The sequence below is a fragment of the Sphingoaurantiacus capsulatus genome, from assembly GCF_042648405.1.
Lineage (GTDB): Bacteria > Pseudomonadota > Alphaproteobacteria > Sphingomonadales > Sphingomonadaceae > Sphingoaurantiacus > Sphingoaurantiacus capsulatus.
The window spans coordinates 375,666-390,810 of record NZ_JBHRXV010000004.1 but is presented as its reverse complement, the minus strand read 5'-3'; the positions used below and the strand labels follow the sequence as shown (position 1 = coordinate 390,810).

General features: G+C 68.7%; 13 protein-coding genes and 1 tRNA gene. 9 read left to right on the top strand and 5 right to left on the bottom strand.

All coding sequences use genetic code 11. From position 1 onward, the window contains the following. Window positions 1-76: 76 nt before the first annotated feature. The 4 genes from ACFOMD_RS07115 (at window position 77) to speB (ending at window position 3,980) form a co-directional block, all read left to right on the top strand. Window positions 77-259 (top strand): zinc-finger domain-containing protein, encoded by a 183-nt coding sequence (locus tag ACFOMD_RS07115; protein WP_380858990.1) that lies wholly within the window; start codon window positions 77-79, stop codon window positions 257-259. A gap of 33 nt (window positions 260-292) precedes the next feature. Next, window positions 293-1,723 (top strand): metalloprotease TldD, encoded by a 1,431-nt coding sequence (gene tldD / locus ACFOMD_RS07110; protein ID WP_380858987.1) that lies wholly within the window; start codon window positions 293-295, stop codon window positions 1,721-1,723. Window positions 1,724-1,848: 125 nt separating this feature from the next. After that, window positions 1,849-3,177 (top strand): dicarboxylate/amino acid:cation symporter, encoded by a 1,329-nt coding sequence (locus tag ACFOMD_RS07105; protein WP_380858984.1) that lies wholly within the window; start codon window positions 1,849-1,851, stop codon window positions 3,175-3,177. 2 nt (window positions 3,178-3,179) lie between these two features. Continuing rightward, a complete protein-coding gene (gene speB, locus ACFOMD_RS07100; RefSeq protein WP_380858981.1) occupies window positions 3,180-3,980 on the top strand; it encodes an agmatinase in 801 nt (266 codons plus the stop codon). Here the strand turns inward: speB and wecB are convergent. Continuing rightward, window positions 3,955-5,004, bottom strand: a complete 1,050-nt coding sequence (gene wecB, locus ACFOMD_RS07095; protein ID WP_380858978.1) for a non-hydrolyzing UDP-N-acetylglucosamine 2-epimerase — start codon at window positions 5,002-5,004, stop codon at window positions 3,955-3,957. The genes speB and wecB overlap by 26 nt on opposite strands. Window positions 5,005-5,182: 178 nt before the next feature. Between wecB and ACFOMD_RS07090 the strand changes: the two genes are divergently transcribed. After that, complete coding sequence (locus ACFOMD_RS07090; RefSeq protein WP_380858975.1) at window positions 5,183-6,292, top strand: substrate-binding domain-containing protein; 1,110 nt, start codon at window positions 5,183-5,185, stop codon at window positions 6,290-6,292. 1 nt (window position 6,293) lies between these two features. Here the strand turns inward: ACFOMD_RS07090 and ACFOMD_RS07085 are convergent, their stop codons facing one another. Beyond that, entirely contained in the window at window positions 6,294-7,163 is an 870-nt protein-coding gene (locus ACFOMD_RS07085) for a hypothetical protein (RefSeq protein WP_380858972.1), read from the bottom strand. An 80-nt stretch (window positions 7,164-7,243) separates the two neighbouring features. On the opposite strand from ACFOMD_RS07085, the gene ACFOMD_RS07080 reads away from it, so the two are divergent. From ACFOMD_RS07080 to ACFOMD_RS07070, 3 genes are all read left to right on the top strand, one after another. After that, window positions 7,244-7,612, top strand: coding sequence for a DUF4345 domain-containing protein (locus ACFOMD_RS07080; RefSeq protein WP_380858969.1), 369 nt, complete (start codon window positions 7,244-7,246; stop codon window positions 7,610-7,612). Window positions 7,613-7,687: 75 nt separating this feature from the next. Next, window positions 7,688-8,533 (top strand): amidohydrolase family protein, encoded by an 846-nt coding sequence (locus ACFOMD_RS07075; protein ID WP_380858966.1) that lies wholly within the window; start codon window positions 7,688-7,690, stop codon window positions 8,531-8,533. 117 nt (window positions 8,534-8,650) lie between these two features. Further along, window positions 8,651-11,038 (top strand): putative bifunctional diguanylate cyclase/phosphodiesterase, encoded by a 2,388-nt coding sequence (locus ACFOMD_RS07070; RefSeq protein ID WP_380858963.1) that lies wholly within the window; start codon window positions 8,651-8,653, stop codon window positions 11,036-11,038. A gap of 4 nt (window positions 11,039-11,042) precedes the next feature. On the opposite strand, the gene ACFOMD_RS07065 is transcribed toward ACFOMD_RS07070, so the two are convergent. The 3 genes from ACFOMD_RS07065 to ACFOMD_RS07055 form a co-directional block, all read right to left on the bottom strand. Continuing rightward, the gene (locus ACFOMD_RS07065; RefSeq protein ID WP_380858960.1) at window positions 11,043-13,313 is read right to left on the bottom strand and encodes an NADP-dependent malic enzyme; all 2,271 of its coding nucleotides are present in this window, start codon (window positions 13,311-13,313) and stop codon (window positions 11,043-11,045) included. Between the two features lie 39 nt (window positions 13,314-13,352). After that, window positions 13,353-13,441, bottom strand: a tRNA-Leu gene (locus tag ACFOMD_RS07060). A gap of 16 nt (window positions 13,442-13,457) precedes the next feature. Further along, window positions 13,458-14,216, bottom strand: a complete 759-nt coding sequence (locus ACFOMD_RS07055) for a competence/damage-inducible protein A (protein WP_380858957.1) — start codon at window positions 14,214-14,216, stop codon at window positions 13,458-13,460. Window positions 14,217-14,273: 57 nt separating this feature from the next. On the opposite strand from ACFOMD_RS07055, the gene map reads away from it, so the two are divergent. Then, the gene (gene map / locus ACFOMD_RS07050; RefSeq protein WP_380858954.1) at window positions 14,274-15,101 is read left to right on the top strand and encodes a type I methionyl aminopeptidase; all 828 of its coding nucleotides are present in this window, start codon (window positions 14,274-14,276) and stop codon (window positions 15,099-15,101) included. Window positions 15,102-15,145: the final 44 nt, after the last annotated feature.

Here is a 15,145-nt window from a genome sequence, read left to right as displayed (position 1 = left end):
AAGCGCATAGCCGGTTCGGGCGGTGCGGCCAACTTCCCGGTAGCGCGAGGGGCACCCGCTTTGCTAAAGCGCGGCCATGGACACGATGCCGGCTCCCGAAACGCTCTATGTCGATACGGCGCGCGTCGCCTGCGACGGTGATGAAGGCCCGCTCGGCCATCCGCGCGTATGGCTGCAGATCGACGCGACCGGCGCGGTCGACTGCGGCTATTGCGACCGCCGCTTCGTGCTGAGCGGTGGCCCCGCCGACAAGCGGTAGGAATCCGCCGCAAGACTCCCTAGATCGGGTCACATGACCCAGATTGACCCCGCCAATCTCTTCTACCGCGACACCGGCCTCGACCCGGCGCGCACCGAACGCCTCGTCGCCGAGGCGCTTGCCGGCTGCGACGACGGCGAGCTCTATCTGCAATATGTCGCGTCGGAGAGCTTCGCCTTCGACGACGGGCGGCTGAAGGCGGCGACGTTCGACACCAACCAGGGCTTCGGCCTGCGCGGCGTCGCCGGCGAGACCACCGGCTATGCGCATGCCAACGAGCTGTCCGATGCGGCAATCCGCCGGGCGGCCGAGACGGTGGCGGTGGTTCGCGCGGGTCACGGCGGCACCGCCTCGCTCAATCCGCCGCGCACCAACCGCCAGCTCTACATCTCCGACGATCCGCTCTCGGCGGTGCCCTTCGCCAAGAAGGTGGCGCTGCTGCAGGAGATCGACGCGATCGCCCGCGCCCGTGACCCGCGGGTCCGGCAGGTGTCGGCGTCGCTGCTCGGTAGCTGGGGCGTGGTCGAGATCATCCGCCCCGACGGCTTCCGCGCCCGCGACGTGCGGCCGCTGGTCCGTCTCAACGTGCAGATCGTCGCCGAGAAGGATGGTCGCCGCGAGACCGGCTTCCACGGCCTCGGCGGGCGCTATCTCTACGACCGGCTGTTCGAGCCCGCCACCTGGGGCCGCGCGATCGACATCGCGCTGGCGCAGGCGCTGGTGAACCTCGACGCGGTGGCGGCGCCGGCCGGCGAGACCACCGTGGTGCTGGGGCCGGGCTGGCCGGGTGTGCTGCTGCATGAAGCGGTTGGCCACGGCCTCGAAGGTGATTTCAACCGTAAGGGCAGTTCCGCCTTCTCGGGCATGATCGGCCAGCGCGTTGCCGCGCCGGGCGTCACCGTGGTCGATGACGGCTCGATCGAGAACCGCCGCGGCTCGCTGACCATCGACGATGAGGGTACGCCGACGCAGCAGACGGTGCTGATCGAGGACGGTATCCTGAAAGGCTATATGCAGGACCGGCTCAACGCCCGGCTGATGGGCGTCGCCGCGACCGGCAACGGCCGCCGCGAATCCTATGCGCACGCGCCGATGCCGCGCATGACCAACACCTTCATGCTCGGCGGCAAGGACGATCCGGCGGAAATCCTCGGCCGGGTGAAGGACGGCATCTACGCCAAGAGCTTCGGCGGCGGGCAGGTCGACATCACCAGCGGCAAGTTCGTCTTCTCCTGCACCGAGGCGTACAAGATCGAGAACGGCCGCCTCGGCGCGCCGATCAAGGGCGCGACGCTGATCGGCAACGGCCCCGACGTGCTGACCCGCGTGAAGGCGATCGGCAACGATCTCGAACTCGACGAAGGTGTCGGCATCTGCGGCAAGGGCGGCCAGTCGGTACCCGCGGGCGTCGGTCAGCCGACCCTGCTGATCGAGGGGCTGACGGTCGGCGGCACGGCCGCGTAAGCAAGCCGCGTCCTGTCCCTCTCCCGCAAGCGGGCGAGGGGAAGCTCTAAAAGCTTTCGCTTGACCTTACGCCCCCGGTTCTTCGTAACTGCGCGCCTGTTTACAGCCGCTTTCGAAGGACCTTCATGGCCAAGCGCCTCACCTGGTACATCCTCGGCGCCATGGCGCTCGGCATCCTCGTCGGCTGGGCGATCAATGCCAGCATCGGGACCGCCACCCCGGCTGCCGAAGCGCAGCTGAAGGAAATCGCCGGCTATTTCTCGATCATCACCACGCTGTTCCTGCGGCTGATCAAGATGATCATCGCGCCGCTGGTGTTCGCCACCCTGGTGGCGGGCGTCGCGCACATGGGCGACACGGCGGCACTGGGCCGCGTCGGCGGCCGGGCGATCGGCTGGTTCCTCGCCGCCAGCCTGATCTCGCTCAGCCTCGGGCTCGTCCTCGTCAATTTCTTTCAGCCGGGCGTCGGCCTCGGCTTCCCGATCCCGCCCGAAACCGCGACGAGCGGCGTCGACCAGGCGGCGTTCAACCTGAAGGACTTCGTCACCCACCTGGTGCCCGCCTCGATGTTCGAGGCGATGGCGACCAACGAGATCCTGCAGATCGTCGTCTTCTCGCTGTTCGTCGGCGTGGCGATCACGGCGGTCGGCGAAAAGGCCGCACCGCTGGTGCGCGGCGTCGAGGCGCTGGTCGCCGTCATGCTGCAGATCACCGACTATGTGATGCGCGTCGCGCCGATCGCGGTGTTCGCCGCCGTCGCCGGCACCATCGCGGAACGTGGCCCGCAGATCATCGGCACCTTCGGCTATTTCATGGGCACCTTCTACTTCGGCCTCGCGCTGCTGTGGCTGCTGCTCATCGGCGTGTGCTTCCTGATCGTCGGCAAACGCACCACCCTGCTGGTGCGCTACATCCGCGAGCCGATCCTGCTCGCCTTCTCGACTGCGTCGTCGGAAGCAGCGTTTCCGCGCACCCTGGAAGCGCTCGACCGCTTCGGCGTGCCGCGCCGCATCGCCAGCTTCGTGCTGCCCTTGGGCTATTCGTTCAATCTCGACGGCTCGATGATGTACATGACCTTCGCGACGATCTTCATCGCGCAGGCCTACGGCATCGACCTGACCCTCGGTCAGGAAATCACCATGTTGCTGGTGCTGATGGTGACCTCGAAGGGCGTCGCCGGCGTGCCGCGCGCCTCGCTGGTCGTCATCGCCGCCACGCTGGCCTTCTTCGACATCCCGGAGGCCGGCCTGCTGCTGATCCTCGCGGTCGATCACTTCCTCGACATGGGCCGCTCGGCGACCAACGTCGTCGGCAATGCGGTGGCGAGCGTCGTGGTGGCGAAGTGGGAAGGCAAGCTCGAGGTGCTCGAGCCCGCCGAGATCGAGCCGCCCAAGGCACCGGCCCACACGGCGCATGACGGCGCGCGCGGGCTGGATATCGACCCGAAGGCCTGAGGGTGGGCGGCATCGCCCTTCTCGGGCTGCCGACCGACCGCGGCTCTTCCTATCTACGCGGTGCCGCCACGGCGCCCGCGGCGATCCGTGCGGCGCTGCACTGCGGGTCGAGCAACCTGTTCGCCGAGAACGGCATCGACGTCGGCGCCGCGCTGGTCGATGCCGGCGACCTGACGCTCGACGGCACGCCAGCGGAGATCGACGCGATCACCGCCGGGGTCGACGCCGAGCTGGCGAAGGGCCACCGCATCCTCGCGCTCGGTGGCGACCATGCGGTGACCTACCCGGTACTGCGCGCGGTGGCGAAGCACCACCCCGGCCTGTCGATCCTGCACTTCGACGCCCACCCCGATCTCTACGACAGCTACGAGGGCGATCCCTATTCGCACGCCTGCCCGTTCGCGCGGATCATGCAGGAGGGGCTGGCGACGAAGCTGGTTCAGGTCGGCATCCGCGCCGACACCGCCGAGTTGCGCGCGCAGGCGGCGCGCTTCGGGGTGGTGACCGTCGGCATGGACCGGCTGGCCGAGCTGCCGACGCTGCTGCCGACCGGGCCGGTCTATGTCTCGATCGACCTCGACGCGCTCGACCCGGCCTATGCGCCCGGCGTGTCGCACCATGAACCGGGCGGGCTCAGCAGCCGCGCGGTGATTTCCGCGATCCAGGCGCTCGAAGGCCCCGTGATCGGCGGCGATGTCGTCGAGCTCAATCCGACGCGCGACGTCAACGACATGACCGCGATGGTTGCCGCCAAGTTCGTCCGCGAGCTGGCCGGCGCTATGCTCCAATCCACTCGCGGATGATCGCGGCGATCCGCCAGGCGGCAAGCCCGTCGCCATAGGGTGATCGGACGTTCGCCATCGCCGCATGCGCCGCCGGGTTGGCGAGGAGGCGGGTGGCGGCGGCGGCAATCGCGGTGGCGCTCGATCCGACCAGCGCGGCGCTGCCCGCGGCGACGCCCTCCGGCCGGTCGGTCGAATTGCGCATCACCAGCACCGGCACGCCGATCGACGGCGCCACCTCCTCGATGCCGCTCGAATCGGTGAGGATGACCTGCGCGTGGCGCATCGCCTCGACGAAGGCTGGATAGTCGAGCCGGCCGGCGATGCGCACGCGCGGCGTCCCCTCGAACACGATGTTCAGCCGCTCATGCTGGGCGGGATCGGTGACGAACAGGAAGCGCGCCTCGGTTTCCATCACCATCGCCTGAACCACCGCCGTCACCGCGGCGAGCGGTGTCTCGCCGCGCTCGGCGGTAACCAGCACCAGCGGGCCGTCACCTGCGGGCGCGAGCGTTGCCGCGGCGGCAAAGCCCGCGTCGCTCTCCAGCCGCTCGATCATCATGTGCAGCGCATCGACGCCGCTGCTGCCCGTCACATGGATGCCGGCGGGTGTCGCGCCCTGCGCCAGCAGCCGCTCGCGCGCGCTGCCGGTCGGCGCGAAATTCAGCGTCGCGAGCCGGCCGATCGCCAGCGCGTTGGCGTCGCGCAACCCGTCGAGCGCCAGTCCTGCCTCGACATGCGCCACCGCCGATCCGGCATCGACGGCAGCGAGCGCGGCGGCGAGCGCGATGGCGCTGCGGCCGTGGACCAGCAGCAGGTCGGGCCGCTCGTCGCGGATCAGCGGCACCAACTGGCGACGGGCGGCCTCCAGATCGTCGGGCGCCTCGATCGCCGTGTCGGGCTTCAACCCGAACAGCGTGGCGAGCGCGGCGAGCCGGTTACGCGGCACCCCGGCGGTGACGAAGGGGATCTTAAGGCCGGGACGCGCCCGCAAGGCGCGAACCACGGGGGCGAGCTTGATCGTCTCGCGACGGGCGCCGGCCACGACCATGACTCGCCGTGCACGACTACCGCTACCCGCTCCACCCATCGTGGATGGCTAGCATGCGCCATCGCGCGCGGGCATCGGGTAAACACCTGTATTCCGGGGATTCATCGCACTGTCATCCAAGCGTCACAAAAGCGGGCCAATGCCCAATCGACACTGCTCACGGAGCCCGCAAATGAAGACGCCGTTCCTGCTCGCCACCGCCGCCCTGCTCGCGCTCGCCGCCTGCGACTCGGGCCCGCAGAACGTCCAGCCGATCGAGGGCGATCAGGCGGGCACGGCGGCCGGCGCCACCGCCGGCGCGGTCAACGTCTCGGGCCCGGCGATCCGCGCCGTCGGCTCGTCGACCGTCTATCCCTTCACCACCGCCGTCGCCGAGGCGTTCAAACGCCAGTATCCGCAGGCGGCGACTCCGATCGTCGAATCGACCGGCACCGGCGGCGGCATCAAGCTGTTCTGCGCCGGCGTCGGTATGCAGCACCCCGATCTCGCCAACGCCTCGCGCCGCATCAAGAAGTCGGAAGTCGAGGATTGCGCCAAGAACGGCGTCAACCAGATCGTCGAGGTGCAGGTCGGCATCGACGGCATCGTGATGGCGGAGGCCACCAACGGCCCGGCGCTGAAGCTGACCCCGCGCGACGTGTTCCTCGCGCTCGCCGCCACCGGCCCCGACGGCAAGCCGAACACCAAGCGCACCTGGAAGGACGTCAATGCGGCGCTGCCGGCGCTCCGCATCGAGGTGCTGGGCCCGCCGCCGACGAGCGGCACCCGCGACGCCTTCAACGAGCTGGTGCTCGAAGCCGGCTGCAACAGCTTCGCCGACCTCGCCGCGCTCAAGAAGTCGAACGAGGAAGAGTACAAGACCCGCTGCACCAAGGTCCGCGAGGACGGCCCGTTCGTTGAGGCGGGCGAGAACGACAACCTCATCGTGCAGAAGCTGGTCGGCAATCCGAACGCGCTTGGCGTCTTCGGCTATTCCTACCTCGAGGAGAATCTCGACAAGGTCCGCGGCGTGGCGCTCGACGGCGTGTTGCCGACCTACGAGACGATCGCCGACTTCAGCTACCCGGCGGCCCGCCCGCTCTACGTCTATGCCAAGGGCGAGCATGCCCGCGCCAAGCCGGCGCTGAAGGCGTTCCTCGGCGAATATGCCAAGGAGTCGACATGGGGTGCGAACGGCTATCTGAAGGGCCGCGGCCTCGTCGCGGCGCCGGAGGATGTCCGTGCCAAGAATGCCGCCGCGGTCGAGAATATGACCCCGCTCGACAAGGCAGGCGTGAAGTAAGTCAGTTTCCCTCGCGCGTGCGCTGCCGCCGGTAGCCACGCGCGAGGAAGCGAAGCGCTTCCTCGATCTCCTCGGCGGTCGCCCGCCACCAGCCACGCGACCGGTCGGGCTCAGCTTCGGCTGGCTTCAGCGCCTTGATCTCGCGATATTCGGGCGCCCGGAACATCGCCCAGACGAAGCCTTCGGGGTCGTCGACCGCGAACGGATAGGCGGCGACCTCGTCGGCGCTCACCAATTCGCCGTCACTCCCCTCGAACACCAGCACGCCGAACAAGGTCGCGACCGGCACGTCGGCCGGCGGCGAATCCGCCAGCGGCACCGGATAGCGGTTCTGCCGGCGGTCGGCTTGCCGCTGCCGCGCCAGCGGATCGGGGGTGCGCGCCAGCGCGCGGGCCAGCCGCTGCTCGGGCTCATTGCGGGCCGCCGCCGCCTCGATGTCCGGCCAGCGCCGTCGCAACTCGGCGACCGAGCGGTAGGGCACCCGCCAGACCCGCGCCAGCGAGTCCCAGCGCGCCCAAGGTATTACCCGCATCGCCGCGACGATGGTCCGCGACCAGGGCGTGCGGACGATCAAATCGTCGTCGCCGGCTTCCAGATAGGGGCTGGCAAAGGGATCGAACAGGAAGTCGTCACGGCCCTTGGCGTCGGCGTGCAGGTCGATCGCCGCCTGCTCCGCCGCCATCCAGCGGTCGAGCCGCCGCGCGGCGCGCACCCCGGGGACGAACCAATGGCCTGCTTCGCGCCATCGCGCCCGCGGGAAGGCCTCGCGGAAGCGACGCACGAGCTCGCGGTCATAGGGGAATTCCGCGTGCGCGCCGGGGCGCATGCCCTCGACGGGCGTGACACGGAATTGGGTCGCGGGCGCCATCATCCTGCTTGTAACGCCAAACTGCCCGGCGCAGCATGACTTCGTCGGTGGCGTCGCGGCTCAATCCTTGGGGGAGGAAGTCCATGCCGGCGCGCCAGCGCATCGTTCAGATCTGTCTGTTCCTCGTCGCTGCCATCGCGATTGCCGGTGGCATGCTGCAGCTCTGGCTTGGTCAGCCCGAGACCACGCCGCGGCTCGATAACGTCCATCGCTTCATGGCGGGGGTCTATCTATCGACCGGCGTGATCGCCGGTTGGGCGGCGGTGACGATCCGTCAGCAGGGTACGCTGGTCTACCTGCTGGCGTTCGGCGTGCTGATGGCGGGCATCGGCCGGCTGGTGTCGATCTCGGTTGTCGGCCTGCCCGACCCGCCGCAGGTCTGGCTCGGCTATCTCGTCCCCGAACTGCTGCTGCCGGTGATCATCGCGGTGTGTCACCGTCCGACGCGATAGCGCCCGTCCTACCCTTCAGGTAATTGCCGGCCTCCCATAGAAGGGGCACCGGATTTCCGGGTGCAGGAGAGTCGAATGAAACGGTGGATCATCGGACTGGCACTGGCGGTTGCCGTGGTCCGGCCGGCGGCGGCCCAGCCGGGCCTCTTCGATCTCCATGTCCATTTTCATCGCGGCGAGGAATCGCTGCGCGCCTATGAGGCGCAGCTTCGCGCCGACGGGCTTGCCGTCACCGGCTATGGCGCGATGTGGTTCGGTGGCCCCAATCAAGCCGCGACCGGCAACCCGGCAGCGATCCGCGCGGGAAATGACGCGTTGCTCTCGCTCGCACGGAAGCATCCGGCGATGCTCCCGGTCGCGACGGTCCACCCCTATGACGGCGAGGCGGCGCTGGCCGAGTTGACGCGCGTCGCAGGCCTCGGCGTCAAGCTGCTCAAGATCCACGCGCACACACAGCGCTTCGACAACGCCGACCCGCGCGTTCTGGCGGTGGCGAAGAAGGCGGGAGACCTGGGCGTCGTCGTGCTGATGGACAACGCCAACATCCTGCCCGGCGACAATGAGAAGCTGTTCAACCTCGCGCTCGCTGCGCCGAAGACGAAATTCATCTTCGCGCACATGGGCGCGCTCAACTTCCGCTTCTGGAACATCCTGAAGGGCGCGCGCACCGCCGAGAATCTGTTCGGCGACAATATCTATTTCGACATCTCGGCGACGGTGGCGATCGTCGCCGATTCGCCGATCGAGGACGAGTTCGTCTGGACCATCCGCAATGTCGGCGTCGAACATGTGCTGCTCGGCTCCGATTATCCGCAATTCTCGCTGAAGCAGAATGTCGACGCGCTGAACGCGCTGCCGCTGACCGACGCGGAGAAGGCGAAGATCGCGGGAGAGAATGCGGCGAAGCTGTTCGGCCGCTGAGAATCCGCCCGCTACGGGCGAATGCCGTAATGCTCCGGCAAGACTTTTCCGTCGCAATGCAATAGCATGGCCCTCGCGTTAGGGGATTGGCTACGCATTCATGGCAGGGCGGGGGGCATGCTGAGACTGTTGCTGTTCCTGCTGCTGTTCATGCCGGGCAGCGCCGTGCTGGCCGCCGACGCGCCGGTGCGGCTGCAGGTCCAGCCACTCGATTGCGCCACCGCGGCGGCGCCCTGCTCGCAAAACGGCCCGCGCTGGACCTGGGTGCAGATCGGCAACCCGCAGGCGCTCGCCGCGCTGCCCGCCAATTTCGACCTGTTCGTCGACCAGACCCGCTTTCGCACCATTCGCATCGAGATCGGCGGCGCGCAGCCGCTGGTGATCGAGCGCCGCGGACATGAACTCGAAGGCGACTGGACGCTCGGCCAAAACCTCCGCTTCGACGTGCCTGTCGCCGGTGCCGGCGTGCGCTCGATCCGCATCGGGTTCGAGGATATCGACGACATCAGTCTGATGCGGTCGGTGAAGGCGATGACGCCGAAGGCTTCGGCAGCGCACGAACAGCGCTGGTCGGCGCTGATCGCGATGGTGACCGGCATCCTCACCTGCTCGCTGATCTACAATCTCTTCCTGCTGTCCTGGCTGCGCACCACCTTCCAGCGCTGGTACGTCGCCTGGGTCGCCAGTGCGCTTACCTATATGCTGCTGTGGACCGGCGGCATCTTCTACCTGTTCCCCCAACTGACCGGCCCGACCGGGATCCGCATGGGCCTCGTCGCCGTCGCCGCGGTCATCGCCTCGGCCACCGCCTTCTTCGTCGAGCTGATCGAGCCGGGGAAGCTGCCGCGCTGGCTGATCCAGATGGGGCGGGCGACCGCGCTCGTCGTATTCGTGTCGGGCTGTATCGCCGCCGCCGATCCGTGGATCGAGCCGATGATCGGCGACCGCGCGCTCAACCTCGGGTTCATTTCGACCCTGCTCACCATCGGCATCGGCTCGGTCATCGCCATCCGGCGCGGCAGCCGCACCGTCTGGTTCTACCTCGCCGGCTGGAGCCCGCCGCTGATCGTGTTCGGCGTCCGCATCGCGCGTAACTTCGGCGTCGCGCCGCAGTCGGACATCATCGACATGCTGACCTTCGTGGCGATCGCGCTGGAGGCGGTAATCCTGTCGCTGGCGATCGCCGACCGTTTCCGCGAGATTCGGCGCCAGCGCGACGCCGCCGATGTCGAGCGCGAGACCATGCGCCGGGTGGCGACCACCGATCCGCTGACCGGTCTCTCCAACCGCGCCGCCTTCCAGGAATGGATGACGCAGCTGCCCGCCACTGGCGGCGCCGACCTCGTCATCATCGATGTCGACCATTTGAAGGAAGCCAACGACCTCGCCGGCCATGACGCCGGCGACGCGCTCATCCTCGCCGCCGGCGACCGGCTGCGCACCGCGGCGGGCGAGGACGCGCGGGTGGCGCGCATGGGCGGCGATGAGTTCAGCGTGATCCTGACCGGCGATCACCGCGCGCGGCTGCCGGCGGTGCTCGACGCCATCGCCACCTCCTCTGCCGATCCGATCGAGCATCGCGGCCGCCAACTGCAATTGTCGATGAGCGCCGGCCATGCGGTGTGGACGGCCGAGGGCGACAGCTCGACCGAACTCTACAAGAAGGCCGATCTCGCGCTCTACCGCGCCAAGGCGCAGGCGCGCGGCGGCTGGTGCAGCTACGACGAGTCGATGCACGACGAGGTGGAGGCCGACCGCCGCACCGTCGCCGAGGCGCGCCGCGGCATCGATCGCGGCGAGTTCCAGCTCTACTTCCAGCCGGTGGTCGATCTGGCGACCGGACGCATCGTCAATCACGAGGCGCTGCTGCGCTGGAACCACCCGACCTACGGCCTGCTCCTGCCCGCCGACTTCATGGCCATCTTCGACGATGTTCGCACCGCCGGCGCAATCCAGCCGCGCGTGCTGGCGATGGCGCTCGACCATGCCGCCGCCACCGGCGGCCGGGTCAGCGTCAACTTCCTCGGCAGCCAGCTACAGGGCGAAGCGGGCGCGGCGGAGATCCTCGGTCAATTGGCGGCGCGGGGCCTCAAAGGTCAGTCGCTGATCGTCGAGGTGACCGAGACGGTGATGCTTGGCCGGCACGACGCGCCGATCATCGATTGCCTCCACCGGCTGCGCGCCGCCGGCGCCACGGTGGCGCTCGACGATTTCGGCACCGGCTTCGCCTCGCTCATCCACCTGCGCGATTTCCCGGCCGACGTGCTGAAGATCGACCGCTCGTTCATCGCCGGCCTGCCCGGCGACGAGGGCAGCCAGAAGATCGTCCGCGCCATCATCGCGCTCGCCCACGGCCTCGGCAAACGCGTGGTCGCCGAAGGCATCGAGACGGAAGCGCAGCATGACTTCCTGCACGCGCTCGGCTGCGACCTCGGCCAGGGCTACCTTCTCGGCCAGCCGGCGCCGGCTCCGGCCGGCGCGCTGGGCTCCGACCAGGCCGCGTGATGACCTAGCCCTGCCGGTTGGCGTGGGCGGCGACCACCGCCGTCAGATTGACGATGCCGCGCGCCGTGACCGAGGGGACGAGGACGTTCACCGGCTTAGACAGGCCGAGGAACATCGGGCCGACCACCTGCGCCTCCGCCGCGCTCGCCAGCAGGGTGGCGGCGATGTTGGCGGCGTCGAGGTTCGGCGCGACCAGCAAATTCGCCGGGCCCTCCAGCGGTGAATCATGCACGATGCGGCCGCGCAGCGCGGGCGACAGCGCGGCGTCGGCGTGCATCTCGCCGTCGACCGCGAAGCCGAGGTTACGGGCACGCAGCAGCTTCAGAGCGGCGCGCATCTTGGCGGCGCTCGGCGAATTCGACGCGCCGAAGTTCGAATGTGACAGCAGCGCGGCGCGCGGCTCGATGCCGAAGCGCTTCATCGCGTCGGCGGCGAGCGTCGTCATCTCGGCGATCTGCGCCGCGTCGGGGTCGAGGTTGATGTGCGTGTCGCCGATGAACAGCGTGCCCACCGGCAGGATCAGCGCCGACAGCGCGTAGACGCGCTCGACGCCGGCGGCGCGCGGCACGATCGGGAACACCAGCTTCGTCTGTTCCCACCAGTCCGAATTGCCGCCGCACACCGCGGCATCGACCTGGCCCATGCGCAGCAGCATCGCGGCGGTGACCGTGGGGCGGCGGGTGACCGACCGCGCTGCCGACTCCGGCACGACGCCCTTGCGCACCACCAGCGCCTTATATTCGTCGGTCATCCGCTCGAACATCGGATCGCCGCTCTCCGGATCGACGACTTCGACGTCGCGATCGAGCACCAGCCGCAGGCCGAGCGTGCGGATCTTCTCGGTGAGGATGCGGCGCCGCGCGACCAGTACCGGCCGCGCAAGATTCTCGTCGACGACGGTCTGCACGGCGCGCAGCACGCGGTCGTCCTCGCCCTCGCCATAGGCAACCCGCGCCGCGATGCGCCGCGCCGCTTCGAACACCGGGATCATCAACTGCGCGGAGCGGTAGGTCAGCTGACCGAGCCGCGCCTTGTAGGCGGCCACATCGGTGAGCGGCTGGCGGGCGACACCGCTGTCGCTCGCGGCCTTGGCGACGGCCGGCGCGATCTCGAGCAGCAGCCGCGGGTCGAACGGCTTGGGGATGATATAGTCGGGGCCGAACAGCGCGTGCGCGCCGCCATAGGCCGCCGCCACCGTTTCCTCGACCTCGGCGCGCGCCAGTGTGGCGATCGCCTCGACCGCGGCAAGCTTCATCGCGTCGTTAATCTCGGTCGCCCCGACGTCGAGCGCGCCACGGAAGATATAGGGGAAGCAGAGGACGTTGTTGACCTGGTTGGGGTAATCCGAGCGTCCGGTGGCGACGATCGCGTCGGGGCGCAGCTCGCGCGCGATCTCGGGCAGGATTTCCGGCTCGGGGTTCGCCATCGCGAGGATCAGCGGGTTGGGCGCGAGCAGCGGCAGCCATTCGGGCTTCAGCACGCGCGGTGCGGACAGGCCGAGGAAGATGTCGGTGCCGGGCAGCACGTCGGGCAGCGACCGCGCATCGGTCGGTCGCGCATAGACGGCCAGATCGGCATCAAGGTTGGCGCGCCCCGAATGAACGACGCCGTCGATATCGGTCAGCGTGACGTTGGCGCGGGGCAGGCCCATCGCCACCAGCAGGTTGACGCAGGCGAGCGCCGCGGCGCCCGCGCCCGAGGTCACCAGCCGAACCTCGCCGAGCGACTTGCCCTGCAGCTGCAGCGCATTGCGGATCGCCGCGGCGGCGACGATGGCGGTGCCATGCTGGTCGTCGTGGAAGACCGGGATGTTCATCCGCTCGCGCAGGCGCCGCTCGATCTCGAAGCACTCGGGCGCCTTCACATCCTCGAGGTTGATGCCGCCGAAGGTCGGCTCCAATGCCGCGACGATCTCGACGAAACGGTCGGGGTCCGGCGCATCGAGTTCGATGTCGAACACGTCGATCCCGGCGAACTTCTTGAAGAGCACCGCCTTGCCTTCCATCACCGGCTTCGACGCCAGCGGGCCGATGTTGCCGAGGCCGAGCACCGCGGTGCCGTTGGTGACCACCGCGACGAGATTGGCGCGCGCGGTATATTCGGCGGCGCAGTCGGGATTGGCGGCAATCGCCTCGCAGGGCGCCGCGACGCCGGGCGAATAGGCGAGCGCCAGGTCATGCTGCGTCGCCAGCCGCTTGGTCGCGGTGATCGCCAGCTTCCCCGGCATCGGATTGCGATGATATTCGAGCGCGGCGCGGCGGAGCACGTCGTCCATGTGGGGTTGCCTTTCGCTGCTCTCAGCTCGTTGAATTCATGGTGCCCACGGCCGGGATCGAACCGGCACGAACCTTACGGAACGAGAGATTTTAAGTCTCTTGCGTCTACCAATTCCGCCACGTGGGCCTTGAGGGAAAGTCGTTCAGATTTCGCCGTCGACCGGCTCGACGCCGGCGGCGCGTAAGCCGTCGAGGAGGGCCGCCGCGCAGGTGGCGAGGCCGTGCGGGTCGGCGCTGCGGATGACAAAGTTGGCGCCGACCTTGCCGTCGCGCCAGAAGGGGTAGCTGCCGATCTGCACGCCGGCGTGCGCCGCCTCGGTCTCGCGCAGCAAGTCGGCGACGGCGCTCTCGCCGATCCACGCGCCGACGCTGCGCGACAGCATCGGCGCGCCGCCCTCGAGTATGCCATCGAGCCCAGCGAGCATGCCCTGCGTGATCTTCGGGACGCCCGCCATGATGAAGATGTTGCCGACGCGGATGCCGGGCGCCCCCGATACCGGGTTGGGGAGGAGTTCCGCCCCGTCGGGCACCCGCGCCATGCGCAGCCGCGCGTCGGTGATGCGGTCGCCATAATAGGCGCGCAGCGCCGCCTCGGCATCCGGGTGCATCACCACGGGCACGCCGAGCGCGGCGGCGATGGCGTCGACGGTGATGTCGTCATGCGTCGGGCCGATGCCGCCGGTGGTGAACAGATAGTCGCAGGCGGGCGGTTTCAGCGCATTGACCGCTTGCGCGATCGCCCCCATCTCGTCGGCGACGACGCGCACTTCTTTCAGGCGGATGCCCTGCACGTTGAGCCATTTGGCGAGATAGGCGAGGTTCGCGTCCTGAGTGCGCCCGGACAGGATTTCGTCGCCGATGATGATCAGCGCAGCGGTCCAGATTCGGGAAGCGTCGGCCATGGCTCCTCCCGCTTAGCGCGTGGCGCGCGGGCCGCCAATGCGTTAAGGGCTTTCGACATGAACTACGTTGCCGCCATCGATACCGACACCGCCGAACCGACCTCGGCGATCAAGCTGCACGGGCCGGAAGGCTTCGCCGGCATGCGCAAGGCCGGGCAGATCGCGGCGCGCGTGCTCGACATGCTCGTCGCGCATGTGAAGCCGGGCGTGACCACCGGCGAGCTCGATCAGCTCGCCTATGACGCGGTACTCGAACAGGGCGCCGTGCCGGCGACCGTTTTCTACCGCGGCTACAGCCACTCGCTGTGCACCAGCATCAACCATGTGGTTTGCCACGGCATTCCGGGGTCGAAGAAGCTGGCGTCGGGCGACATCGTCAACATCGACGTCACCGTGGTGTTCGACGGCTGGCACGGCGACACCAGCCGCATGTACCTCGTCGGCGACGTGCCGCTGAAGGCGAAGAAGCTCGTCGACGTCACCTATGAATGCCTGATGCGCGGCATCGCGGCGGCGAAGCCCGGCAACACGCTCGGCGATATCGGCTACGCCATCCAGAGCTATGCGGAGAGCCAGCGCTATTCTGTGGTGCGCGACTTCTGCGGCCATGGCCTCGGGCGCGTTTTCCACGATGCGCCGAACGTCGTTCATGTCGGCAAACCCGGCCGCGGTGTCGTGCTGAAGCCCGGCATGTTCTTCACCATCGAGCCGATGATCAATCTCGGCCGCGCCGATGTGAAAGTACTCGACGACGGCTGGACGGCGGTGACGCGCGACCGCTCACTGTCGGCGCAGTTCGAGCATTCGGTTGGCATCACCGAGGACGGCTGCGAGATCTTCACGAAGAGCCTCGCCGGCCTCGACGCGCCGCCCTATTCGGCCTGACCTCTTGGCGCGGGAAGACGACGCTGGATCAGCCGACGGCCACC